The sequence below is a fragment of the Paracoccus aeridis genome, assembly GCF_004923205.2.
GTDB lineage: Bacteria > Pseudomonadota > Alphaproteobacteria > Rhodobacterales > Rhodobacteraceae > Paracoccus > Paracoccus aeridis.
This window is the reverse complement of record NZ_SELD02000016.1, coordinates 1-16,239: the sequence shown is the minus strand read 5'-3', so window position 1 is coordinate 16,239 and position 16,239 is coordinate 1. Positions and strand designations below refer to the sequence as shown.

Genomic DNA, 16,239 nt, shown 5'->3' with positions numbered 1-16,239 from the left:
ATCACTCCCTGAACCCGGCAGGGCAGTCAGGCCGGACGCTTACGGAATGTCGGTGCCGAGCATGGCCTCGACCACCGCCCCGCTGACCTCCTCGACCACCCGAACGCCGATCTCGCTGCTGTTCGGGGCTGCGAGGAGCGTCAGGGTCAGGACGTTCGTCGTGCTCGCGACAGGGAAACTCGCACCGAGATCGGTGAGCGTGGGCGCGCCGGAGGCGTCGTTCTGGACCAGCTGCCAGTTCGTGTGGGTGCCGCGCTGGAAGCCGATACCGATGCAGTTGACCACGGCCGACAAAGTCAGGGTCGTGGCCAGCGCCGTGGTCGAGCCGTAAAGGCCGAAGAAGCCCATACCGGTCGCCTGCAGGGTGACGAGCGAGAGCCGGTTCACATAGGTGAAGCCGCCCAGCCCATCGGCGTTGCCACGCCAGCAGACCCAGCCCGCCGACCGCTCCTCTGCCGCTGCATCGGCGGTCGCGGCACTGGTCACGCGCCAGCGGCGCATCGAGGTCGAGAGGTTCGTGGTGGCAAGCGTCGGCGTGGCGACGGTGCCGACGGCCGTGCGCGGCATGCCGTTGGTGTTGACGGTCGTGCCGGTGGACGGCGCCCAGGTCGCGATCCGGTTGACCCCGAAATGCGGCTGCAGCGGGAAGAACCGCCCCGAGGGGCGCTGGACGTCGAGCCATCCGGCTCCGGCGCGGTCCCGCGCATAGATTGCCAGCTTGCCGGTCGGCGGCGGCGCGGGCACGGCGCTCACCGCCGGGAGCACCACGGGTTCAGGCATCTCGACCCGGCCATTGCTGCGGTCGATCCGGAGCGCTTCATGGAAGGCCGAGCCGTCCGGGCTGACCTTGAAGCTGAAATCGTCGCTGCCAAGAAGCCCGATCAGGGCGCGCGCCGACCAATTGGTCTTGAAGGCGAATGCAGCGTCGTTTCCGGCTGCGGCCTTGTTGACCGTCGCCTCGATCCCGGCGCCTGCGTTGTTCAGCAAGACCGCGGGCGTGTTGACCGAGAGCCGGTTGTAACTGTCGGCGGTCGCCCCGCCGAGGCCCAGAAGCTGGGCGGTCAGGTTCGCCTGGGGCATGCCGACCTGCGTCACGGTATTGGCGAAGGTCACGGTCGGCGTGTTGACCACCGTCGTGCCATTCGCGCCGGAGGTCGCGGGGCCGATGTTGACGACCGTGTTCGACCCCGATGCGCCGCCAGTGCCGAGGTTGACGGTCTTGGTGATTCCGGTGGTCGTTGCGCCGGTGCCCATCCCGTAGGTCGCGGTGCCCGTCGCCGTACCGATGGTGGCCGTCGCGCCCGAGACCGTGACAGTGCCGGAGGCGGTCAGTGTGCCCGAAAAGGTCTTGTTGCCGGTGAAGGTCTGCGTGCCCGCCAGGATCGCCAGTTCTGAGGACGTGTTCGGCAGGGTGTAGCTGCGGGTCGTGCCAGTGCTGATACCGGACAGCGAGAAGACCGCCTTCTTCGTGGGATCGGCGTCGTTGATCAGGCTGAAGACGGCATCCGAGATGTCGCTCGGTTCGCCCACGATCTCCCAGGCGGCCCCAGTCCAGACGAGCAGCAGGCCCTCGTCCTCGACCCATGTCCGCCAGCCGGTCCGGGGCGGCAGGCGCAGCCAGGCGCCGTCGGTCCAGAGCGCGATGTTCAGGTCCCAGCCCGCCCAGTCACCGGTTGCGCCCGACGCGACGATGTAGCGGTCGCCATCGGCGGGGCTTCCCGGCGGCGCGGTCAGATCCCGGTCGAGAACGGAAAGCTGCACGAGCCCATCGAGAATCCGCAGCGCCTCGTTGTGGGTGACATGCTTCTGGGCCTGCGCCGCAAGGATGTAGGGCAGCAGGAGATGGGTCGTGGCGTCGGACATGGGATGGCTTTCAGAAGATCAGCGTGACGGATTTCGGCGCACCCCGCCCGACAAGGGCGGAGAGCTGGTAGATGCGGATGTCGAGGGTGTCGCCGGGGCCGAGCAGCGCGCCCCAGTCGGCGGTCTGCTGGGCGGCGGTGTAGATCGCGCTGGTAGTGGCCGTGCTCAGCACGCGCTTCACGGTGGCGCCGTCGAGGATCTCGAGCTCGTAGGCTTCGAGTTCCTCGGCCAGCAGCACCTCCAGCCCGCTCCATCTGTCAGCGGAAAGCGATCGGGATCGGCGCGTCCAACGGATTGTCAGATCGCCGGGCGTGCGCGGCTTGCGCCACGGCTGTTCGACATGGGCGACGGAGAACGGCCGCAGTCCGGCGCCCTCGGGGGTGAAGGTCTGCGCGACATAGGTCTCGTCATTGACAGGGCGGCTCGCGGGGCCGATGCGCCAGTTCCACGGGATGCCAAGATCGGCCTCGGCGATCGGCAGCGATGCCAACGCGGTGTCCAGCATCACCACCCACGCACCCACAGGCACCGGATTGCCCATGGCCCCCTCGGTGCCGCGCTGGCCGCGCAGGAGCCGGGTCAAACGATACCGGCCAGGGGCGATCAGTTCGGCCGCACCCGCCTGCACGATCTCCCAGACACCGGGCGCGCTCTCGATGGCGATGGCATTGGCACCGCCGAAGAGGGTCAGGTCGGTGACGCTTTCCAGCGTGCCGGTCAGCAGATCGACGACCAGCACGTTGCCAAGGTCGAAGCGCGACGTCGGCCCGGCGTAGAAGTCCGAGACCAGCGTGCCGATCCGGGAGCGGCTGCCAAACGTGGTCAGCAGGTCGAACCCGTCCGAAGAGGGGCTGCGGAACACCGCCATCTCGCCCGGCCAAGGCACGGCATGCGCCGCCGCGAATGGCCGATGCGCGGACTGGTCCTCGGTGAGCTGCGGCAGGTCGAGGAGGACCGCCTCCGGCGCACCGAAGACGACGGCCTGCGACAGCGCAGAGGGTCGCGGAGCGCCGGGCGGCAGGTCGTAGGCTTCCCGATCCTGACGCACGGCCTCGATGCCGCGCGCGTCGGCATCGGCAATCGAGATGAGCCTGAGCGGGACGGACCGGCCGTCATGGGCGAGCGTCACCACATCGGCTGGGTCGAGTGCCAGCCGTGACGGCTGCAAGCGGAAAACCGCGCTTTCCCGGCCGGTCCAAGCCTCCATGAGCGCGCGGCGGCAGCGGCGTTCGGCTTCTTCGGGCGGTACGGCCATGGGGAAGGACTCCGAGGCGATCCGCGTTGTGTCGACGGTGATCCGCCGGGCCTCGACGAGGGCCGCGTCATAATCCTCGTCCGCCCGGGCAACCTGCCACTTCAGGGCCTGCGCCAGCTCGGTCTCCTGGCCACGGGTCAGTTCGAGAACGTCGCCCTCGCGCGTGGCGACCAGATCGTCCGGTGCGACGCTCACAACCGCCGCCCGCCCACGCATGACGAAGCGGATCACGCCTTCGGTCTCGACGGCGTCGAACCCGAAATGCCGCGACAGCGTGGTGATCGAGGCGCGCGGGCTTTCCAGCGCGCCGACGGCGTAGCCCTCGACCGCGCCCCAGAGGCCGGTGACGTCGATGCGAGTCCCCGGCAGCCCGGCGCGCAGGCAGAGGTGTCGGACAAGTGCTGCCAGCGACACCGCCCCAAGCCGCCCGGTCAGCCAATGGCCGAGCCGCCAGTTCGGCCCATCGGTCCAGACATTTGTCAGTTCGGGGAAGAACGGGTAAGGCCGCGCGTCCCAGGTCCATGCCGCGCATTCGGGCACATCGACCATCCGACCGCCGTAGGCCGAGGACAGCGGGTTATTCGCAGCCTCACCCCAAAAGAGAAAGGTCGCCTCGAGATAGGAGCGCTGGATGGTGTCGTCGCGCCAGCCCCGCGAGAAATAGGGCGTGAAGCTCTCCGACGATTTCGGGTCGAAGAACACGTTGGGCTGGTTGGTGCCCCGGTCGATGGCCGGACAGCCGAGTTCGGTGAAGCGAATGGGCTTCGATTGCGGCACCCAAGCCGTCTGCGTGCCGCTCTCCACCCCACCGGGGCGATTATGATGCGGGTTGCTCCACCAGCTGCGCAGATCCTTGTAGCGGAAGACCCATGGCTTGCCCGCGCTACCGTCCGTGATCGGCGTGCGCACCTGCGCGGAGCGATCGGCGGCACTTGCATAGAACCAGTCGAAGCCTTCGCCGCCCGCGATGTTCGCCTGCAGATAGGCCCGGTCGTAGATCGCGGGCCAGCCCTCGGCCGCGTCGGTATGCTCGAAGCCGTCGCGCCAGTCGGAGAGCGGCATGTAATTGTCGATACCGACGAAATCGATCTCCGGATCGGCCCAGAGCGGGTCGAGGTGGAAGAACACGTCGCCGCTGCCGTCGCTCGGGTGGTGGCCGAAGTATTCCGACCAGTCGGCCGCATAGCCGATATCGGTGCCTACCCCGAGTATGGCACGCACATCGGTGGCGAGCGCCTTGAACGCGGTGACGGCCGGATAGGTGCTGGCACCCGAGCGGATGGTGGTCAGGCCACGCATTTCCGAACCGATCAGGAAGGCATCGACCCCGCCTGCCACGGCGCAGAGATGGGCGTAGTGCAGCATCATGCGGCGCAGGCCCCAGTCACCCGAAGGGCCGGTCCAGGAGACGGTCTCGCCCGAAATCGCGAAGTCGGAGGGGTCCGCGCTGCCGAAAAAGGACGCGACTTGGCTGGCCGCGGTGACCGTCTTGTCCACGCTCCCGGCATAGCCCGTCGCGGGCGTACAGGTGATCCGGCCGCGCCACGGGAATGTGGGCTGGCCCACCTCGGCCGCGGTGTCGGAATACGGGTTCGGCAGCGTGTTGCCGGGCGGGACGTCCATCAGGAGGAAGGGATAGAAGGTCACGCGCAGCCCGCGTGCCTTCATCTCCCGGATCGCCTGGACCACCGCGAAATCGGCGGGCGTGCCGCCATAGACAGGGCGATCGTCGGCGTCGCGGCTGACGAGGAAGGCATTGGCGCGGCTGACGCCATTGACCGACCAACCGACTGGCGTCGTGGATTTCGCCGAGACCTCGACGCCCGGGCGCAGCTTGCAGGAGCCCGCGCGCAGGTCGTCACCGAACCAGGCGACGACGAGGCTGACGCTTTCGACGGCCGGCGCCATGGCCTCCAGCCGGTCCAGCGCCACGACCATGTCGGTGGTGTCCGGCAAAGCGTTCAGGTTCTCGGCCAGCGTCGAGCCGCTCGAGGATTTGCGGATGGCTTGGGTGGCGTAGGTGAACTCGCCCGAAGCCGGGATCAGGGTGACGGCCCGGGTCAGCCCCTCGGCGGTGTCAGGGTCGGCAAGCGGCCGAAACACCTCGAACGAGAGCTGCGGCAGACGGTTGCCATAGGTCGAGAGCGCCAGTTCCTCGAAGACCACATAGGCCGTGCCGCGATAGGCGGGCGTGCTGGCCGAGCCCATCTTCGCCGCGATGAACGGATCGGCGGTCTGCGCCTCGTCGCCCGGATACCAGCGCCAGGTGACGCCGCTAAGGTTCATCGGCTTGCCGTCAGCCCAGATGCGGCCGATGCCGGTGACCGGGCCTTCGCAAAGCGCCACGGCGAAGCTGGCATAGTACAGATACTCAGTCGACTTGACCTTGCCGCCCCCGCCGCCCTTGCCGCCGCCCTGCGTGGTGGTCTTCGTCTCCTCGCGGAAATCGGTGGCCCAGATGATGTTGCTGCCGATCCGCATGCGGCCGTAGAGCCGCGGGATCACGGCTCCCTCGGTCGAGGACGTGATGCGCAAGCTGTCGAGCCGCGCGCCCTCGATCCGCTGCGTCGGTGCGAGCGAGGACACGATCCAGCTGTCGACGACCGAGCCGATGGTGGAGCCGATGAAGCCGCCAATGGTCGCCGCGCTGACGCCGAGGATCGCGCCACCGATCGAGCCGCCGATGGCGGCACCGGCGGCGCCGAGAATGAGGGTAGCCATGTCGGGGGTCTCAGCGTTGCGGAAACAGGAAAGCGAAGGCGATGCGCCGCCGCCAGGGTTGGGTCAGCGGCTCCTCGATCACGCCGAGCCGCTCGTAAGCATGGAGGAAGGTATCGGGGCAGGTCAGGATCCCGACATGCTTGGCGATGGCGCGGGGCATCATCCGAAAGAGGACCAGCGCTCCGGGACCGACATCGGCCGGGGCGATCTCAGGCATCATGCGCCGCGCGCCCTCTGCCAGCACTTCGTGCGGGCCCGTCTCGCCCCAGTCCCGGCTGTAGGGCGGGATCGGGAATGGCTCGGGGCCGACGACCGCGCGCCAGACGCCGCGGGCAAGCCCGAGGCAATCGCATCCGACGCCCTTGAGACTTGCTTGATCATGATACGGCGTCCCGAGCCAGGACCGGGCGGCCGCGATTACCTTGTCGTGATCGGCAGGCTTCACAGCACGCCTCCGTCATGCCCGCCATCCTTGGTGGCGTAGCGAAGAACGGCGTCCTGTCCGGGGATATGCGGGAAGCCCCGGAAACTGGCGGTATTGGCGAACTTCGCACCGCAGGTCTCGAGCCGCTTGTCGCAACCCGCGCGGATGGTGAAGGCGTCGCCCTCGGCGATGGCCCGCACCGGCGCTTCGAGCAAGGTCAGCACAGCGATGCCGTCCGTGACGTCATGGCCCAGCACCTCGGTGCGCCGCCCAGCATTCGCGCCGCTGGTCCAGTCCAGCGTACCAAAGGTGAACCAGCCGGAGGTGAAGCCGCCGAGGCTCGAGGCGGTGAAGGCCCGGTCGCGCAGAAGATCAACGACGGCGCCCGTACCCTTGTAGGCCGGATCCTCCAGATTGACTCCGCACCGCGCATCGCCGAGAGCGGCATCGCAGGTCGCCTGAAACGTCCGCCCGACCGTCTGGCCCAGCACATGGGCCAGCGAGCGCACCTCGGCGACGAAGGCCAGTCGCCCCCGCCGAATCTGACCGATGGCCCCGCGCCGCATCAGCACGCGCTGCGCGGTGTCAGCCCAGTTCACGCGCCAGACCTCGACCGCCGCGTTGTCCCATCGGCCATCGAGGATGTCGGTCTCGGTGATGCGGTCGGAGGTCAGGACGCCCTCGGCGTCCTGCGCATCGACCGACAGGTCCGAGCCCGAGCGCACCTCGGACGCCGTCAGCCCGCTTTCCGGTTCGAAATCGGTGCCGTCGAAGCTGAGCGTCCGGTCATGGTCGGTAAAGCCGAAGGTGACGCCATCGGCCCGGGCGATCCGCCAGCACCAGGCCAGCGTCGTCGTGCCCTCGTCGAGATGGGATTGGAGAGCGAGCGAGAGGGATTTCACTTCCGCCCCCAGCCGCGAAGCAACGCCAGAGAGGCCAGCGCGGACGAGACGACACCACCGCCAGCGCCGGTCAAGGCGTAAAGGTTGAAGGGTCTCAGGTCGAAGGTGCCGGTCGCCAGATCGAAATCCGCCAGCCCGGCCATCGCCAGACCGGAGGCTGCCAGACAGGCAAGGTAGATCAGCCCACGCGCGAGGTTCCAGTTCATGATGTTGCCCTTCCTTTGAAATGGTCCAACGGCCTCCGCCACCAAGACGGAGCGACAATGGTTTGCGTCGGCACCGGCGCGCTTGCGGGGCGCAGCAGCGCCAGCGCTTCGTCCTCGGTCAGGCGCCGGATCGATCGCGAGAAATCGACTCGGCCGTTGCGGTCGACCGACCAGATGGGGATGTTGCCAGCGGGATAGTGGCCTTTGGCGAAGAGGTCGCGCTCGGCCTCGCGGCGCGGGCGGATCGCGGCGGGCTTGAGCCAGCCCATGAAGGCTGCTGCCGCTGCAGCCCGGTCGCCCGCGTTCAGGTGCCGGGTGAGCGCCGCCTTTGCGATGCCGCCGGTGTTGTAATGAAACGAGACCAGCGCATCGAACTCGTGCGGTTCGAGCGGCACCTTCACGGCGCGCAGGACGGCTGCCTCGTAGCGCGCGAGGTCGTCACGGAAGACCCGGAACGCTTCGCGGATCCCGGCATCGAGATCGGCGGGCATGCCGCGCGGCATCGTGGCGGGATCGGGCAGACCGGCTGCAGCCGTGTGGCCAATGCCGAAGGTCCAGACCTGTTTCACATCACGGTAGGGTCCGGGCACGATCCCTTCGTGCCGGACGAGGGCCAAGAGGCCGCGATCAGACATTTTCTTGGCAGTCATCTGCATGGAAATCACCCCAGAAGCGAGAGGATCAGGATCAGCGCGGCGACGGCGAGGCCGACGCCCAGGCGGTGGCTGAAGGCCTGTCCGGGATCGGACGGGTCGCAGCGCAGGGAGCGTGCGAGGCGGAGAAGGTCATGCATCGCCATCGCCTTTCCCGGCATGGCGCAGACGGGCGAGCAGCACCTCGATGAAGGCGGGACCGAAGACGCCGACCAGATAGGCGGCCGAACCCGCCGCGCCCCCGGCCGGGATCGCCTCGGGCGGCAGGCCGAGCCAGCGGGTAATGATCGCCATCGACAGGCTCCCCATCCCGGCCGCGATCAGACCGCCGAGCAGGATGTGGCGCAGCGCGTCGCGCAGGCGCATTTTCGTGGTCAGCGCGTTGGTCGCGCCCCCGAGCGCGCCCCAGGTGGCGAGGATCACGGCGGTAGAAGCGAGAAGTTCCTTCAGCGCCGCCGCCAGAAATCCAGTTTCATCATTCATCGTCGGATCTCCAGAAGCGGGATGGAGGTGATCGAGCCAAGCCGCTCGAGATCGAGCGTTACGTCGAGCACGTCGGTGTCGAAGCGGACCGGGACATCGAACTCGAAGCCCGCGGTGATCGCGACGCCCGCGCCCGGCGCGGTGGTGAAGGTGATGACGCCGGTCGTGGTATCGACGGACCAGCCGGACGCTTGGGGTGCGCCATTCAGAGCGACGGTAACCGAGCCCGCGACCGGCTTGGTGATGGTCCGCACCCAAGTCTGGCTGCCCGAGGCGTAGCGCTTCACCAGTTGGAATGTCGTCGTCGCGCTATCGCCGGTGGAAATCACCTGATCGGTCGGTGCTGGCGTGCCCGAAGGCAGGCAGGATTTGTGGTCGCCCCAGTCCTTGAAGCGGAAGCCGTGGAGCCGCCCGTTGCGGGCCTCGAAGAAGGCGACGACCGCCGCCAGATCGTCGGCGCGGCGAATGCCGTAGGCCACATCGTAACGGCGTCGCGAATTGGCCCAGCTTGCGTTGCGTTCCTCGTCGCCCGAGGCCAGCTCGACGATTTGCGTGCGCCGCTCGGGCCCGCCGCGCGCCCCACGGCTGATGTTGTCCGGAAACCGGACCTCGTGAAACGCCATCAAGTCTCTCCATGGTTCGTGCTCTGGCCCCCGCAACCGGTTCCCACTTGCGGGGTCGCACTCAGATGCCCCTCCGCCCGAGCGAGACGGCGCGGGCGATGTCGGCAGCGACCTGCGTGCGGGATTGCCGGAAGCTCTCGGCGTCGCGGGCCATGATGGTGACGTTGATCCCGCCGCCCGCGCCGTAGCTCTGCGCCTCCCGGCGCGAGAGCACCCGCTCGCCCCTTTGCAGGATTGCAGGCACTTCGTCATGGCGAAGACCGACAGCGCCGCCCGAATGCATCCGGGGCGCGGCGGCGAAGGCCATGGTCGGCACCATGCGCGAGGGTCCGGACAATCCGACCATGCCGCCAGCGTGCAGGATATTGGCGAAGATCCCGCCCGCGCCACCGAGCGCGCCCGAAAGCGCGTTGGCGATGGGGCCGAGGATGAAGCGCCGCGCCGCCAGTTTCGCCAGATCGGCGATCAGCGAGGTCACCAGATCGCGGAAGTTCAGCTTGCCGGTCTTCACGAACTCCCCTACCGCATCCTCGGCCGATTGGAAGGCGCCGACGAGGCTCTGGCCGATATCGCCGCCGATCTCACGCGCCCGGCTGGCATAGTCCGAGAGCGCCGCCGTCACCGCCTGCCATCCGGTCAGCGCACGCTCGGCCTCTTCGCCTGCGGCGGTTCCGGCATCGCGGGCAGCACCTCCGGCGCCGTTGGCCGCAGTTGCGGTGTCGTCGAGCCCGGCCGCGAGTGCATCGGCGGAGGTCGCGGCATCCGTCAGCGCGGTTTCGGCCTCGGTGCCGGACCCGGTCACGGCAGCTTTCAGCGCCTGCCAGGCGGCAAGCGGCCGGGTCGCGGCATCGGTCAGCATGCCAGCGGCCTCGCGATAGGCATCGGCCCGGTCGCGCGCATCATCCGCCATCGCGCCGAGACCGAGATCGGGCGGCGCGATGTAAGTCCTGGCAAGCGCCGCCGAAAACGCATCGGCCGCCGCGGTGCCGGCCGCCGTCGCAGCCCCCTCGAACGGGTTGTCGATCCGGCTCAGGTCCACCGCGTCGAGCGTGCCGATCCGCACGCCGCCTTCGCCGGTCGCCCATTCGGGCAGCAGGGCCAGCGCGGCGTTCAGGGTCTCGATGAAGCTGTTGATCCGCGTGACGACGCCGTTCAGCATCGCCTCGACCCCGCCGATCAGCCCGTTTGCGGCCTGGTAGGCGAAGTCGCCGATGGCGCCCGGCAGGCTGCCCCAGATCGCCACCGCGCCGTCATAGGCGCCCTGGAAGATCGCGACAGTGCGGTCCCCAAAACCCACGACGCCCGCGACGGTGCCGTCAAGAGCCGAGAGCGCGGCGGCCTTCAGCCCCTCCCATCCGGCCGCCATGCGGGCCAGCACGGCGTCGAGCGCGAGCCCGACCCGCGACCAGACCTCGGAGGCCAGATCGGAGAGCAGCCGGAAGGCTTCGCCGACCCCGCCCACGCGGGCGACGATTTGGGAAAGTTGATAGATCAGCTCCCCGACGCCGACGATCAGAGCGCCGATGCCGGTGCGGATCAGCGCCCCGCGCAACACGACGAGCGCGGTGGCCAACCCGCGGACCGACAGCGCGGCGGCGGCCAGCCCGGCGACCCAGCGGCCCGCGAGGAAGGCCGCGAAGGTCACGGCATAGGTGGTCAAGCGGCCGATATTGTCGAAGAGGCCGCGAATGACGATGCCGAGCGGGCCGGTCCGGCTGGCGACCGCCGCCATGGCGTTGGCGACGGCTTCCAGCGCGGGGGCTGCGGCGACGGCCAGCTGGTTCGATAGCCCCCGCCAGATCAGCCCAAGCCGGGAGATGGCGTCGTTCGTGCGCTCGATCTGGTCGGCGTCCTGTTCGGATACGACGACGCCGAAGGCAAGCACGTCCTCGGTCGCCTGGCGCAGTGTCGCAGTGTCGATGCGCGACATGGCGATGGAGCCTTCCTCGCCAAAAAGCTGACCCGCGACGGCCGCACGCTCGGCGGCAGGCACGAAGCTCTCGATGGCGGCGTTGATCGCGCCGACGCGCTGGTCCAGCGGCAGCGCGATCAGGTCGTTGGCCGAAAGACCCAGCCGGTCGAGCGCGTCGGCCGCGGGACCGCTCCCGGCGGCCGCCTGGCTGAGACGACGCGTTAGATCCTTCGTGGCCTGCTCGATGCCGGACATCGACACGCCCGCCAACTCGCCCGCGCGCTCCAGCGTCTGGATCGAGGCGACTGTGGTGCCGAGCGACTGCGCGAGCTTCGCCTGCGCATCGACCGTCTGGAGGCCGGAGCGGATCATCGCAACGCCAGCAGCGGCGGCAGCGGCCACAGCGGCTGCGGCGGCCACACGGACCCGTCGCGAGAAGGCTGCGAGCCGGGTGTTGGCCGCTTCCATCTCGCGACTGAGCCGTCCGAAGCCTCGGGCACCGGCTTCGCCGACGCCTTCCAGTTCGGCGCGCACCTGCCGGCCACCGACAGCGGCCAGGCGGACGCTGACGCGTTTTTCAGCCATTGGGGCGTTCCATCTGTTCGTTGAGTTTGGCCACCATCACCGCTTCAATGACGGGCAGAAGTTCGGCCGCAGCAGTGGTGGGCACACCGAGGGCGTCGCCAAGGACCAGCGCGGCGGTCAGGTCCCAGCCGACGACGGCGCCGGGCAGCACGCGCAGCTGTCCCCCGAGGCGGCCGACGAGGTCCCAGACCTGCCAGCCTTCTTGCGTCAGCGGCCGGTTTGCGCGGCCTGGGCAGTCTTCGCACGTTTGCGCGCAGGCTTGGCAATATCGGTCGCCCCCGCCGAAGGACCACTCGGCGAGAGCGCGGAGGCGTTTTTTTCCTGCTCCAGCAGCAGGCCCTTGGAGACGTAGGTCAGCTGGAAGGCCTCGAAGATCGGCCAGATGTCGAGCAGCGCGTCGATGGCCTCGGGGCTCGGGTCGATGGGGTTGCCGTCCGCATCGCCCATGCCCTCCCAGGCGAGCACCGCCCGCCGCGCAAGCGCCTTGGCGAAGGCGACGGCGCGTTCCTCGTCTGAAGCCTCGTCCGGCATCGCCTCGACGGCCGGGTCGCTGCGGGTCATCACCATCAGCGCCGTGGTCAGCGGGCGCAGCTGCACCCGCACGCCGGGCGCGAGGTCATGCCAGCGGGGCGCGTTGGTCAGGTCGAGCGTCAGCATTCTCAGTACACCTCGATGTCGTTGATCAGGGTAGCAGTGCACATCCGCCCGACCACGCTGTCGCGGGCGGCCTGCCAGTCGAAGGTGGCCTGCACGCCCCGCGGCCCTGAAATCTCGATGCGCGGGCGCGGCAGGTAGACGGCGTGCACGGTGAACGTGAAGCTCTCGCCCGAAGGCAGGACGTAGGCGAATTCGAGCTCGCACGGATCGCCGTTGATCGCCTGCGTGACCAGCGTGCTGTCGGCGAAACGGACCTCGATGGAGCCGGTCAACGCGGCAATGGACGGGTCCGCGCCGTCGATGCGGCCGTCCGAACGGATGGTCTCGATCCGGTCGAGGTTGTTGGCATAGGCGATGTCGGCGGAGACCACATTGCCGAGGGCCGAGCCGTTGCGCGTGATCGACCCGTTGAAATGGCCGAACCGCTTCAGCTCCAGCGCGGCGGGCGTGCCGGCGCTGGTGGTCGTACCGACTGTCTCGCCCTGCGCTACCAGTCGCGCCGTCGCGGTTAGCAGGCCAGACCGCTGCATCTGCCAGGTGATCTGGTCGAGCACGCAGCCGGAATACATGGCAAAGCGCGGCACCTCCGGCATGCCGGTCTCGATGGAGAGGCTCGGTAGTGTCCAGGCGCCCGATTGGAACTCGTGCGTCCAGGGGCCGGTGCCCGTCGTCGACGGCGCGCCGAAGGCCGCCTTCAGCCAGAAGCCAAAGGCCTCGGCGTCGAGCGGCACGACGACATCGCCGTCGGCCGTCACCGCATCCTTGATCGGTGCCAGCGGATCGCGGCCGTAGCCGAGAAGCTCGGAGTTCAAGAGCGGCTGCTCCGCGCCGAGCGTGGTGCTGGCGAAGGGCATCTTGGTAAAGCCGCCTGCTGGCGGCGTGCCATAGGTCGTTTCGAACGCAAGCGCCATCTGCGCCCGCGCCCCCTGGGCTCGTGCCATGTCGGTCTCCTGTTGTCGGTTGGGTCAGCCGAGCGGGTCGGCCGTGGAGTAGTGCAGCACCACCGGGATAACGGCGGCCTTCAGGCTGGCCGCGCCCTCGACCGGCAGATCGACCGGACGCGGCGCTTCCGCCTCGACCCAGTCGCAGATCCCGCCCAGCGTGCGGTCGGCGGCGAGCGCCGTGCCGATGCTGGCGCAGAGGGTATCGAAGACGGCGTCACGGTCCGCGCCCTGCACGACAGCCTCGATCTCGGCGCGGTGCTGATAGTGGTAGCGTAGCGGCGACAGCGTAACCTCCGGCTCCCCCGGCTCGCCATCGCGCAGGATCAGCAAGCCTTCAGCCGGGACGCGTTCGGGTAGCACCTCGCCGCGCAGGGCGGTGGCAGACAACGTCAAAAGCCGCGCGTGCAGCGCGGCGAGGATGGTTTCGCGTTGGGTGGGCACGGTTCTCTGCCGATCATCACATCAAGAAATGTCGTCTTGTGCGTTTGCACTGATTTCGACACGGTTATGTTCAGGCGCACTCTTGAGAGGTTCGATTATGCTGTTTAACGTCGACAAGGCTCTCAGTCTGCCGGATATTCGTCACATTGTCGTAAAAAGTGGTGAAGTACTCGATCGTTTCGGGCCGAAATTCCGAGATCCGCAAAGTCTGACCAAGCAGGACTATCTGGATTTCCTCAGTTTCAAGCACAATCACCACTGGACAGGTTTAGAACGCCTGGGGCGCCGAGCCACAGATGATATGGAAAGTCTGCGAGAAGCTATAACCGTCCTAGTAGACGAAACAAAACCGATCGCGGACAGATTTGATTCCGCCCTTTCCATGGTGAGTGGAGCCGGTCCGGCCACTCTCACACCTATATTACTCTTGGCGTATCCTGATCGCTACGGGGTTTGGAACGGCACCAGCGAACCCGAAATGCGGGAACGCGGTGTGTGGCCAGCTTTCCCCCACGGTGCTTCCGAGGGGGGGCAGTATGAAATCATCAATTCCGTGCTACTTCAGCTGGCAAGGGATTTGAAAGTGGATCTGTGGACGCTCGACGCTTTCTGGTGGATGAGCAAGCTGGAACGACAAAACACAGGCCACTACCTTGGATCCAGAGACATTGCGATCTGGAACATGGCTGAGCAGGCTAACCAAACGGCGAAGCAGTCCTACGGACAGACAGTGGAACGCACTATCAAGAACAAAGACCTCCGGCTCTCGAAAGAAGCCCTCATCGCGCATCTGAAAGAGTTGTTGGAGGAAACAGGAGATAGGTGCGCCATTTCAGGAATCGTCTTGCAGTTTGACGGTCCAGATTCACAACTTCGACCGTCCTTGGATCGTATTGACAGCTCCGGCCATTACGAACTTGGAAATCTCCAAGTAGTGGCGCGTTTCATCAACTTCTGGAAGCGTGATACCGAGGACCCAGAGTTCCGTAGACTGCTGGCTATTGTGCGAGGAGAATCTTAGGCCGGAAGGTGCTGACTGCTTATCCTCTTGCCTCCACCCAGTTCGCAACGATCAGCCCCGGCACGCTGTCCAACGCCCGGTCGGCATCCCTTGCAAGATCTAGCCGCTTCGGCAGTTTCACCTGCGGCACGAGCAGGAAGATCGGCGCGGTGACCTTGCCGCGCCCGGTTTTCGAGCGCGACACGACCGCTTGGCCTTTGGTGTTCAGCCGTCCTTCGGCCACCAGCAGGCTCGGGCCCGTCCGGCGATAGACGAAGCGCAGGCGCAACCCGCGACGCCGTTCCCATTCGCCTGGGGTGATCCGGCCGCCGCGCAGCGACTTGCCTGCGGCGGGTAGCGGGATCGCCAGCCAGAACCCGTTCTTCGAGCGGATCAGCGGCCCGGTGTCGTGGGCGCTGACGATCACCGGGGCCTGGGACCAGATCAGCGCGGCGGCGTCGAGGCTTTCGCCCGCCTTCGGAAACGTCTGGCTGCGGATCGTGTTGGCGAGCCGTGTTCCGAGCCCCGCGCCGGTGACCTGCAAGCGCCATGCGGTCTTCAGCCCAGTCCCGGCCTCGCGCATCGCGGCGGTCACCGCGCGCTCACCCGCTGCCACCTCGGCTTGCATTATTGCGACGATGTCGGGATCGATGTTGAGCTTCAGTTTCACGCGGGCCTCAGATCGACGGTCCAGACGAGCTGCTCGCGGTCGCGAACTGGCTCGCTTTGAATGAGGAAGGCTTCGCCGTCGATCTCGACCCTGTCGCCGGGGCGCGGGTTCGCCACCTCGGCCACCTGCAGATCCACGCGCGTGGTCTCGGACCAGATCCTTGCATCGCCGAAATCCGTAACCGCGTCCGCGCGCCGGGCGACGACGCGCACCAGAACGGGCGCGCCGCCCTCGGGCGTGTAGAACGCATCCCTGCCGACATTCGGATCGGCGAAGAGCGCGCTGACGGCGGCAGCGAAAGCGCTCATCAGAACGCGCCGTTCAACCGCACCCGGCCGACGGTGTCACCAGCGCCGCCCGCGACCGCCTCGGTGGCGACGCCGATCAGCGTGTTCGAGGTGGCCACGTTGGTGGTGCGCTTGTTGGTGTCGTCCCAGTAGATCCGGGCACCCGCAGTCCAGGCCTGCGAGCCGATCTTGGTGAGGTCGAAGACGCCGGTGAGCGCGGTCTCGACCGTTTCGCCGAGGGCGGCGGAGCCAGAGGCCACGCCGAAGATGGAGCCGACGAGCAGGCCATCGCCGGAGGCGACGGCATAAGGCGCGGTCAGGGTGATGGTGTTGCCGGGCTGGACGAAGTTTTTCATGGGGAGGATCCTCGTGGAAAGACGAAGGGCGGCCCGGCAGGACCGCCCGCGTTTCAGGGTTCAGGTTTCGTACCTTACGCGCTCGGGTTCTTGTAGAGGCCGCGCCAGTCGATGGCCTTGGCACCGAAGTCGAGGCGGCACTTGATCTCGACGCCGTCGACATCGAAGCCGTTGCGGGTCTCGATGTACGCACCCTGCTGGCCCTCGAGATAGTGGTCTGCCCCCTGAAAAGTGGTCCTCCCTGAAGTAGGCTTTTG

Annotated in this window: 19 protein-coding genes; 1 reads left to right on the top strand and 18 read right to left on the bottom strand. The window is 67.6% G+C overall.

Translation table 11 applies throughout. The annotated features are described in order from the left end of the window. Window positions 1–39 precede the first annotated feature (39 nt). The 14 genes from ELI80_RS16195 to ELI80_RS06610 form a co-directional block, all read right to left on the bottom strand. Entirely contained in the window at window positions 40–1,863 is a 1,824-nt protein-coding gene (locus tag ELI80_RS16195; protein ID WP_236641368.1) for a DUF2793 domain-containing protein, read from the bottom strand. Between the two features lie 10 nt (window positions 1,864–1,873). After that, complete coding sequence (locus ELI80_RS06665; RefSeq protein WP_136650346.1) at window positions 1,874–5,839, bottom strand: baseplate multidomain protein megatron; 3,966 nt, start codon at window positions 5,837–5,839, stop codon at window positions 1,874–1,876. 10 nt (window positions 5,840–5,849) lie between these two features. Then, window positions 5,850–6,284, bottom strand: a complete 435-nt coding sequence (locus tag ELI80_RS06660; protein WP_136650345.1) for an NlpC/P60 family protein — start codon at window positions 6,282–6,284, stop codon at window positions 5,850–5,852. After that, window positions 6,281–7,165, bottom strand: a complete 885-nt coding sequence (locus ELI80_RS06655) for a phage/gene transfer agent baseplate hub protein (RefSeq protein ID WP_136650344.1) — start codon at window positions 7,163–7,165, stop codon at window positions 6,281–6,283. Before ELI80_RS06655 ends, ELI80_RS06660 begins: the two co-directional genes overlap by 4 nt. Continuing rightward, the gene (locus ELI80_RS06650; RefSeq protein WP_119896236.1) at window positions 7,162–7,371 is read right to left on the bottom strand and encodes a hypothetical protein; all 210 of its coding nucleotides are present in this window, start codon (window positions 7,369–7,371) and stop codon (window positions 7,162–7,164) included. Before ELI80_RS06650 ends, ELI80_RS06655 begins: the two co-directional genes overlap by 4 nt. Then, on the bottom strand, window positions 7,368–8,027 hold the full coding sequence (locus ELI80_RS06645; protein ID WP_236641367.1) for a lysozyme: 660 nt from the start codon (window positions 8,025–8,027) through the stop codon (window positions 7,368–7,370). Before ELI80_RS06645 ends, ELI80_RS06650 begins: the two co-directional genes overlap by 4 nt. A gap of 5 nt (window positions 8,028–8,032) precedes the next feature. Continuing rightward, a complete protein-coding gene (locus tag ELI80_RS16515) occupies window positions 8,033–8,164 on the bottom strand; it encodes a hypothetical protein (protein WP_268939851.1) in 132 nt (43 codons plus the stop codon). Further along, complete coding sequence (locus tag ELI80_RS06640) at window positions 8,157–8,507, bottom strand: hypothetical protein (RefSeq protein ID WP_136650343.1); 351 nt, start codon at window positions 8,505–8,507, stop codon at window positions 8,157–8,159. The genes ELI80_RS16515 and ELI80_RS06640 overlap by 8 nt, the downstream gene beginning before the upstream one ends. Beyond that, complete coding sequence (locus tag ELI80_RS06635; RefSeq protein WP_136650342.1) at window positions 8,504–9,130, bottom strand: DUF2460 domain-containing protein; 627 nt, start codon at window positions 9,128–9,130, stop codon at window positions 8,504–8,506. Before ELI80_RS06635 ends, ELI80_RS06640 begins: the two co-directional genes overlap by 4 nt. 61 nt (window positions 9,131–9,191) lie before the next feature. Continuing rightward, complete coding sequence (locus ELI80_RS06630; RefSeq protein WP_136650341.1) at window positions 9,192–11,627, bottom strand: phage tail tape measure C-terminal domain-containing protein; 2,436 nt, start codon at window positions 11,625–11,627, stop codon at window positions 9,192–9,194. Next, on the bottom strand, window positions 11,620–11,778 hold the full coding sequence (locus tag ELI80_RS06625) for a DUF7697 family protein (RefSeq protein ID WP_236641366.1): 159 nt from the start codon (window positions 11,776–11,778) through the stop codon (window positions 11,620–11,622). Before ELI80_RS06625 ends, ELI80_RS06630 begins: the two co-directional genes overlap by 8 nt. Before the next feature lie 56 nt (window positions 11,779–11,834). Further along, window positions 11,835–12,284 carry a phage-derived protein YdaY family protein gene (locus ELI80_RS06620; RefSeq protein ID WP_136650339.1) on the bottom strand — a complete coding sequence of 150 codons (450 nt, stop codon included), beginning with the start codon at window positions 12,282–12,284 and terminating at the stop codon, window positions 11,835–11,837. A 2-nt stretch (window positions 12,285–12,286) separates the two neighbouring features. Continuing rightward, window positions 12,287–13,225 carry a phage tail tube protein gene (locus ELI80_RS06615; protein ID WP_136650338.1) on the bottom strand — a complete coding sequence of 313 codons (939 nt, stop codon included), beginning with the start codon at window positions 13,223–13,225 and terminating at the stop codon, window positions 12,287–12,289. Between the two features lie 24 nt (window positions 13,226–13,249). Beyond that, a complete protein-coding gene (locus ELI80_RS06610; RefSeq protein ID WP_136650337.1) occupies window positions 13,250–13,669 on the bottom strand; it encodes an acyl-CoA transferase in 420 nt (139 codons plus the stop codon). Between the two features lie 97 nt (window positions 13,670–13,766). Between ELI80_RS06610 and ELI80_RS06605 the strand changes: the two genes are divergently transcribed. Continuing rightward, complete coding sequence (locus ELI80_RS06605) at window positions 13,767–14,690, top strand: type 2 periplasmic-binding domain-containing protein (RefSeq protein ID WP_136650336.1); 924 nt, start codon at window positions 13,767–13,769, stop codon at window positions 14,688–14,690. A gap of 19 nt (window positions 14,691–14,709) precedes the next feature. Here the strand turns inward: ELI80_RS06605 and ELI80_RS06600 are convergent, their stop codons facing one another. From ELI80_RS06600 to ELI80_RS06585, 4 genes are all read right to left on the bottom strand, one after another. Beyond that, the gene (locus tag ELI80_RS06600) at window positions 14,710–15,339 is read right to left on the bottom strand and encodes a DUF6441 family protein (RefSeq protein WP_136650335.1); all 630 of its coding nucleotides are present in this window, start codon (window positions 15,337–15,339) and stop codon (window positions 14,710–14,712) included. Then, entirely contained in the window at window positions 15,336–15,647 is a 312-nt protein-coding gene (locus tag ELI80_RS06595) for a head-tail joining protein (protein WP_136650334.1), read from the bottom strand. The genes ELI80_RS06600 and ELI80_RS06595 overlap by 4 nt, the downstream gene beginning before the upstream one ends. Further along, window positions 15,647–15,982, bottom strand: a complete 336-nt coding sequence (locus tag ELI80_RS06590) for a DUF2190 family protein (protein WP_136650333.1) — start codon at window positions 15,980–15,982, stop codon at window positions 15,647–15,649. The genes ELI80_RS06595 and ELI80_RS06590 overlap by 1 nt, the downstream gene beginning before the upstream one ends. A 74-nt stretch (window positions 15,983–16,056) precedes the next feature. Next, the coding region (locus tag ELI80_RS06585) for a phage major capsid protein (protein ID WP_136650332.1) at window positions 16,057–16,239 on the bottom strand (183 nt) is incomplete at its 5' end.

Coding starts and splice junctions, on each gene's coding strand:
- ELI80_RS16195 (WP_236641368.1), bottom strand. CDS start 1,863: ATGTCCGACGCCACGACCCATCTCCTGCTGCCCTACATCCTTGCGGCG.
- ELI80_RS06665 (WP_136650346.1), bottom strand. CDS start 5,839: ATGGCTACCCTCATTCTCGGCGCCGCCGGTGCCGCCATCGGCGGCTCG.
- ELI80_RS06650 (WP_119896236.1), bottom strand. CDS start 7,371: ATGAACTGGAACCTCGCGCGTGGGCTGATCTACCTTGCCTGTCTGGCA.
- ELI80_RS06645 (WP_236641367.1), bottom strand. CDS start 8,027: ATGCAGATGACTGCCAAGAAAATGTCTGATCGCGGCCTCTTGGCCCTC.
- ELI80_RS16515 (WP_268939851.1), bottom strand. CDS start 8,164: ATGCATGACCTTCTCCGCCTCGCACGCTCCCTGCGCTGCGACCCGTCC.
- ELI80_RS06640 (WP_136650343.1), bottom strand. CDS start 8,507: ATGAATGATGAAACTGGATTTCTGGCGGCGGCGCTGAAGGAACTTCTC.
- ELI80_RS06635 (WP_136650342.1), bottom strand. CDS start 9,130: ATGGCGTTTCACGAGGTCCGGTTTCCGGACAACATCAGCCGTGGGGCG.
- ELI80_RS06630 (WP_136650341.1), bottom strand. CDS start 11,627: ATGGCTGAAAAACGCGTCAGCGTCCGCCTGGCCGCTGTCGGTGGCCGG.
- ELI80_RS06620 (WP_136650339.1), bottom strand. CDS start 12,284: ATGCTGACGCTCGACCTGACCAACGCGCCCCGCTGGCATGACCTCGCG.
- ELI80_RS06615 (WP_136650338.1), bottom strand. CDS start 13,225: ATGGCACGAGCCCAGGGGGCGCGGGCGCAGATGGCGCTTGCGTTCGAA.
- ELI80_RS06605 (WP_136650336.1), top strand. CDS start 13,767: ATGCTGTTTAACGTCGACAAGGCTCTCAGTCTGCCGGATATTCGTCAC.
- ELI80_RS06595 (WP_136650334.1), bottom strand. CDS start 15,647: ATGAGCGCTTTCGCTGCCGCCGTCAGCGCGCTCTTCGCCGATCCGAAT.
- ELI80_RS06590 (WP_136650333.1), bottom strand. CDS start 15,982: ATGAAAAACTTCGTCCAGCCCGGCAACACCATCACCCTGACCGCGCCT.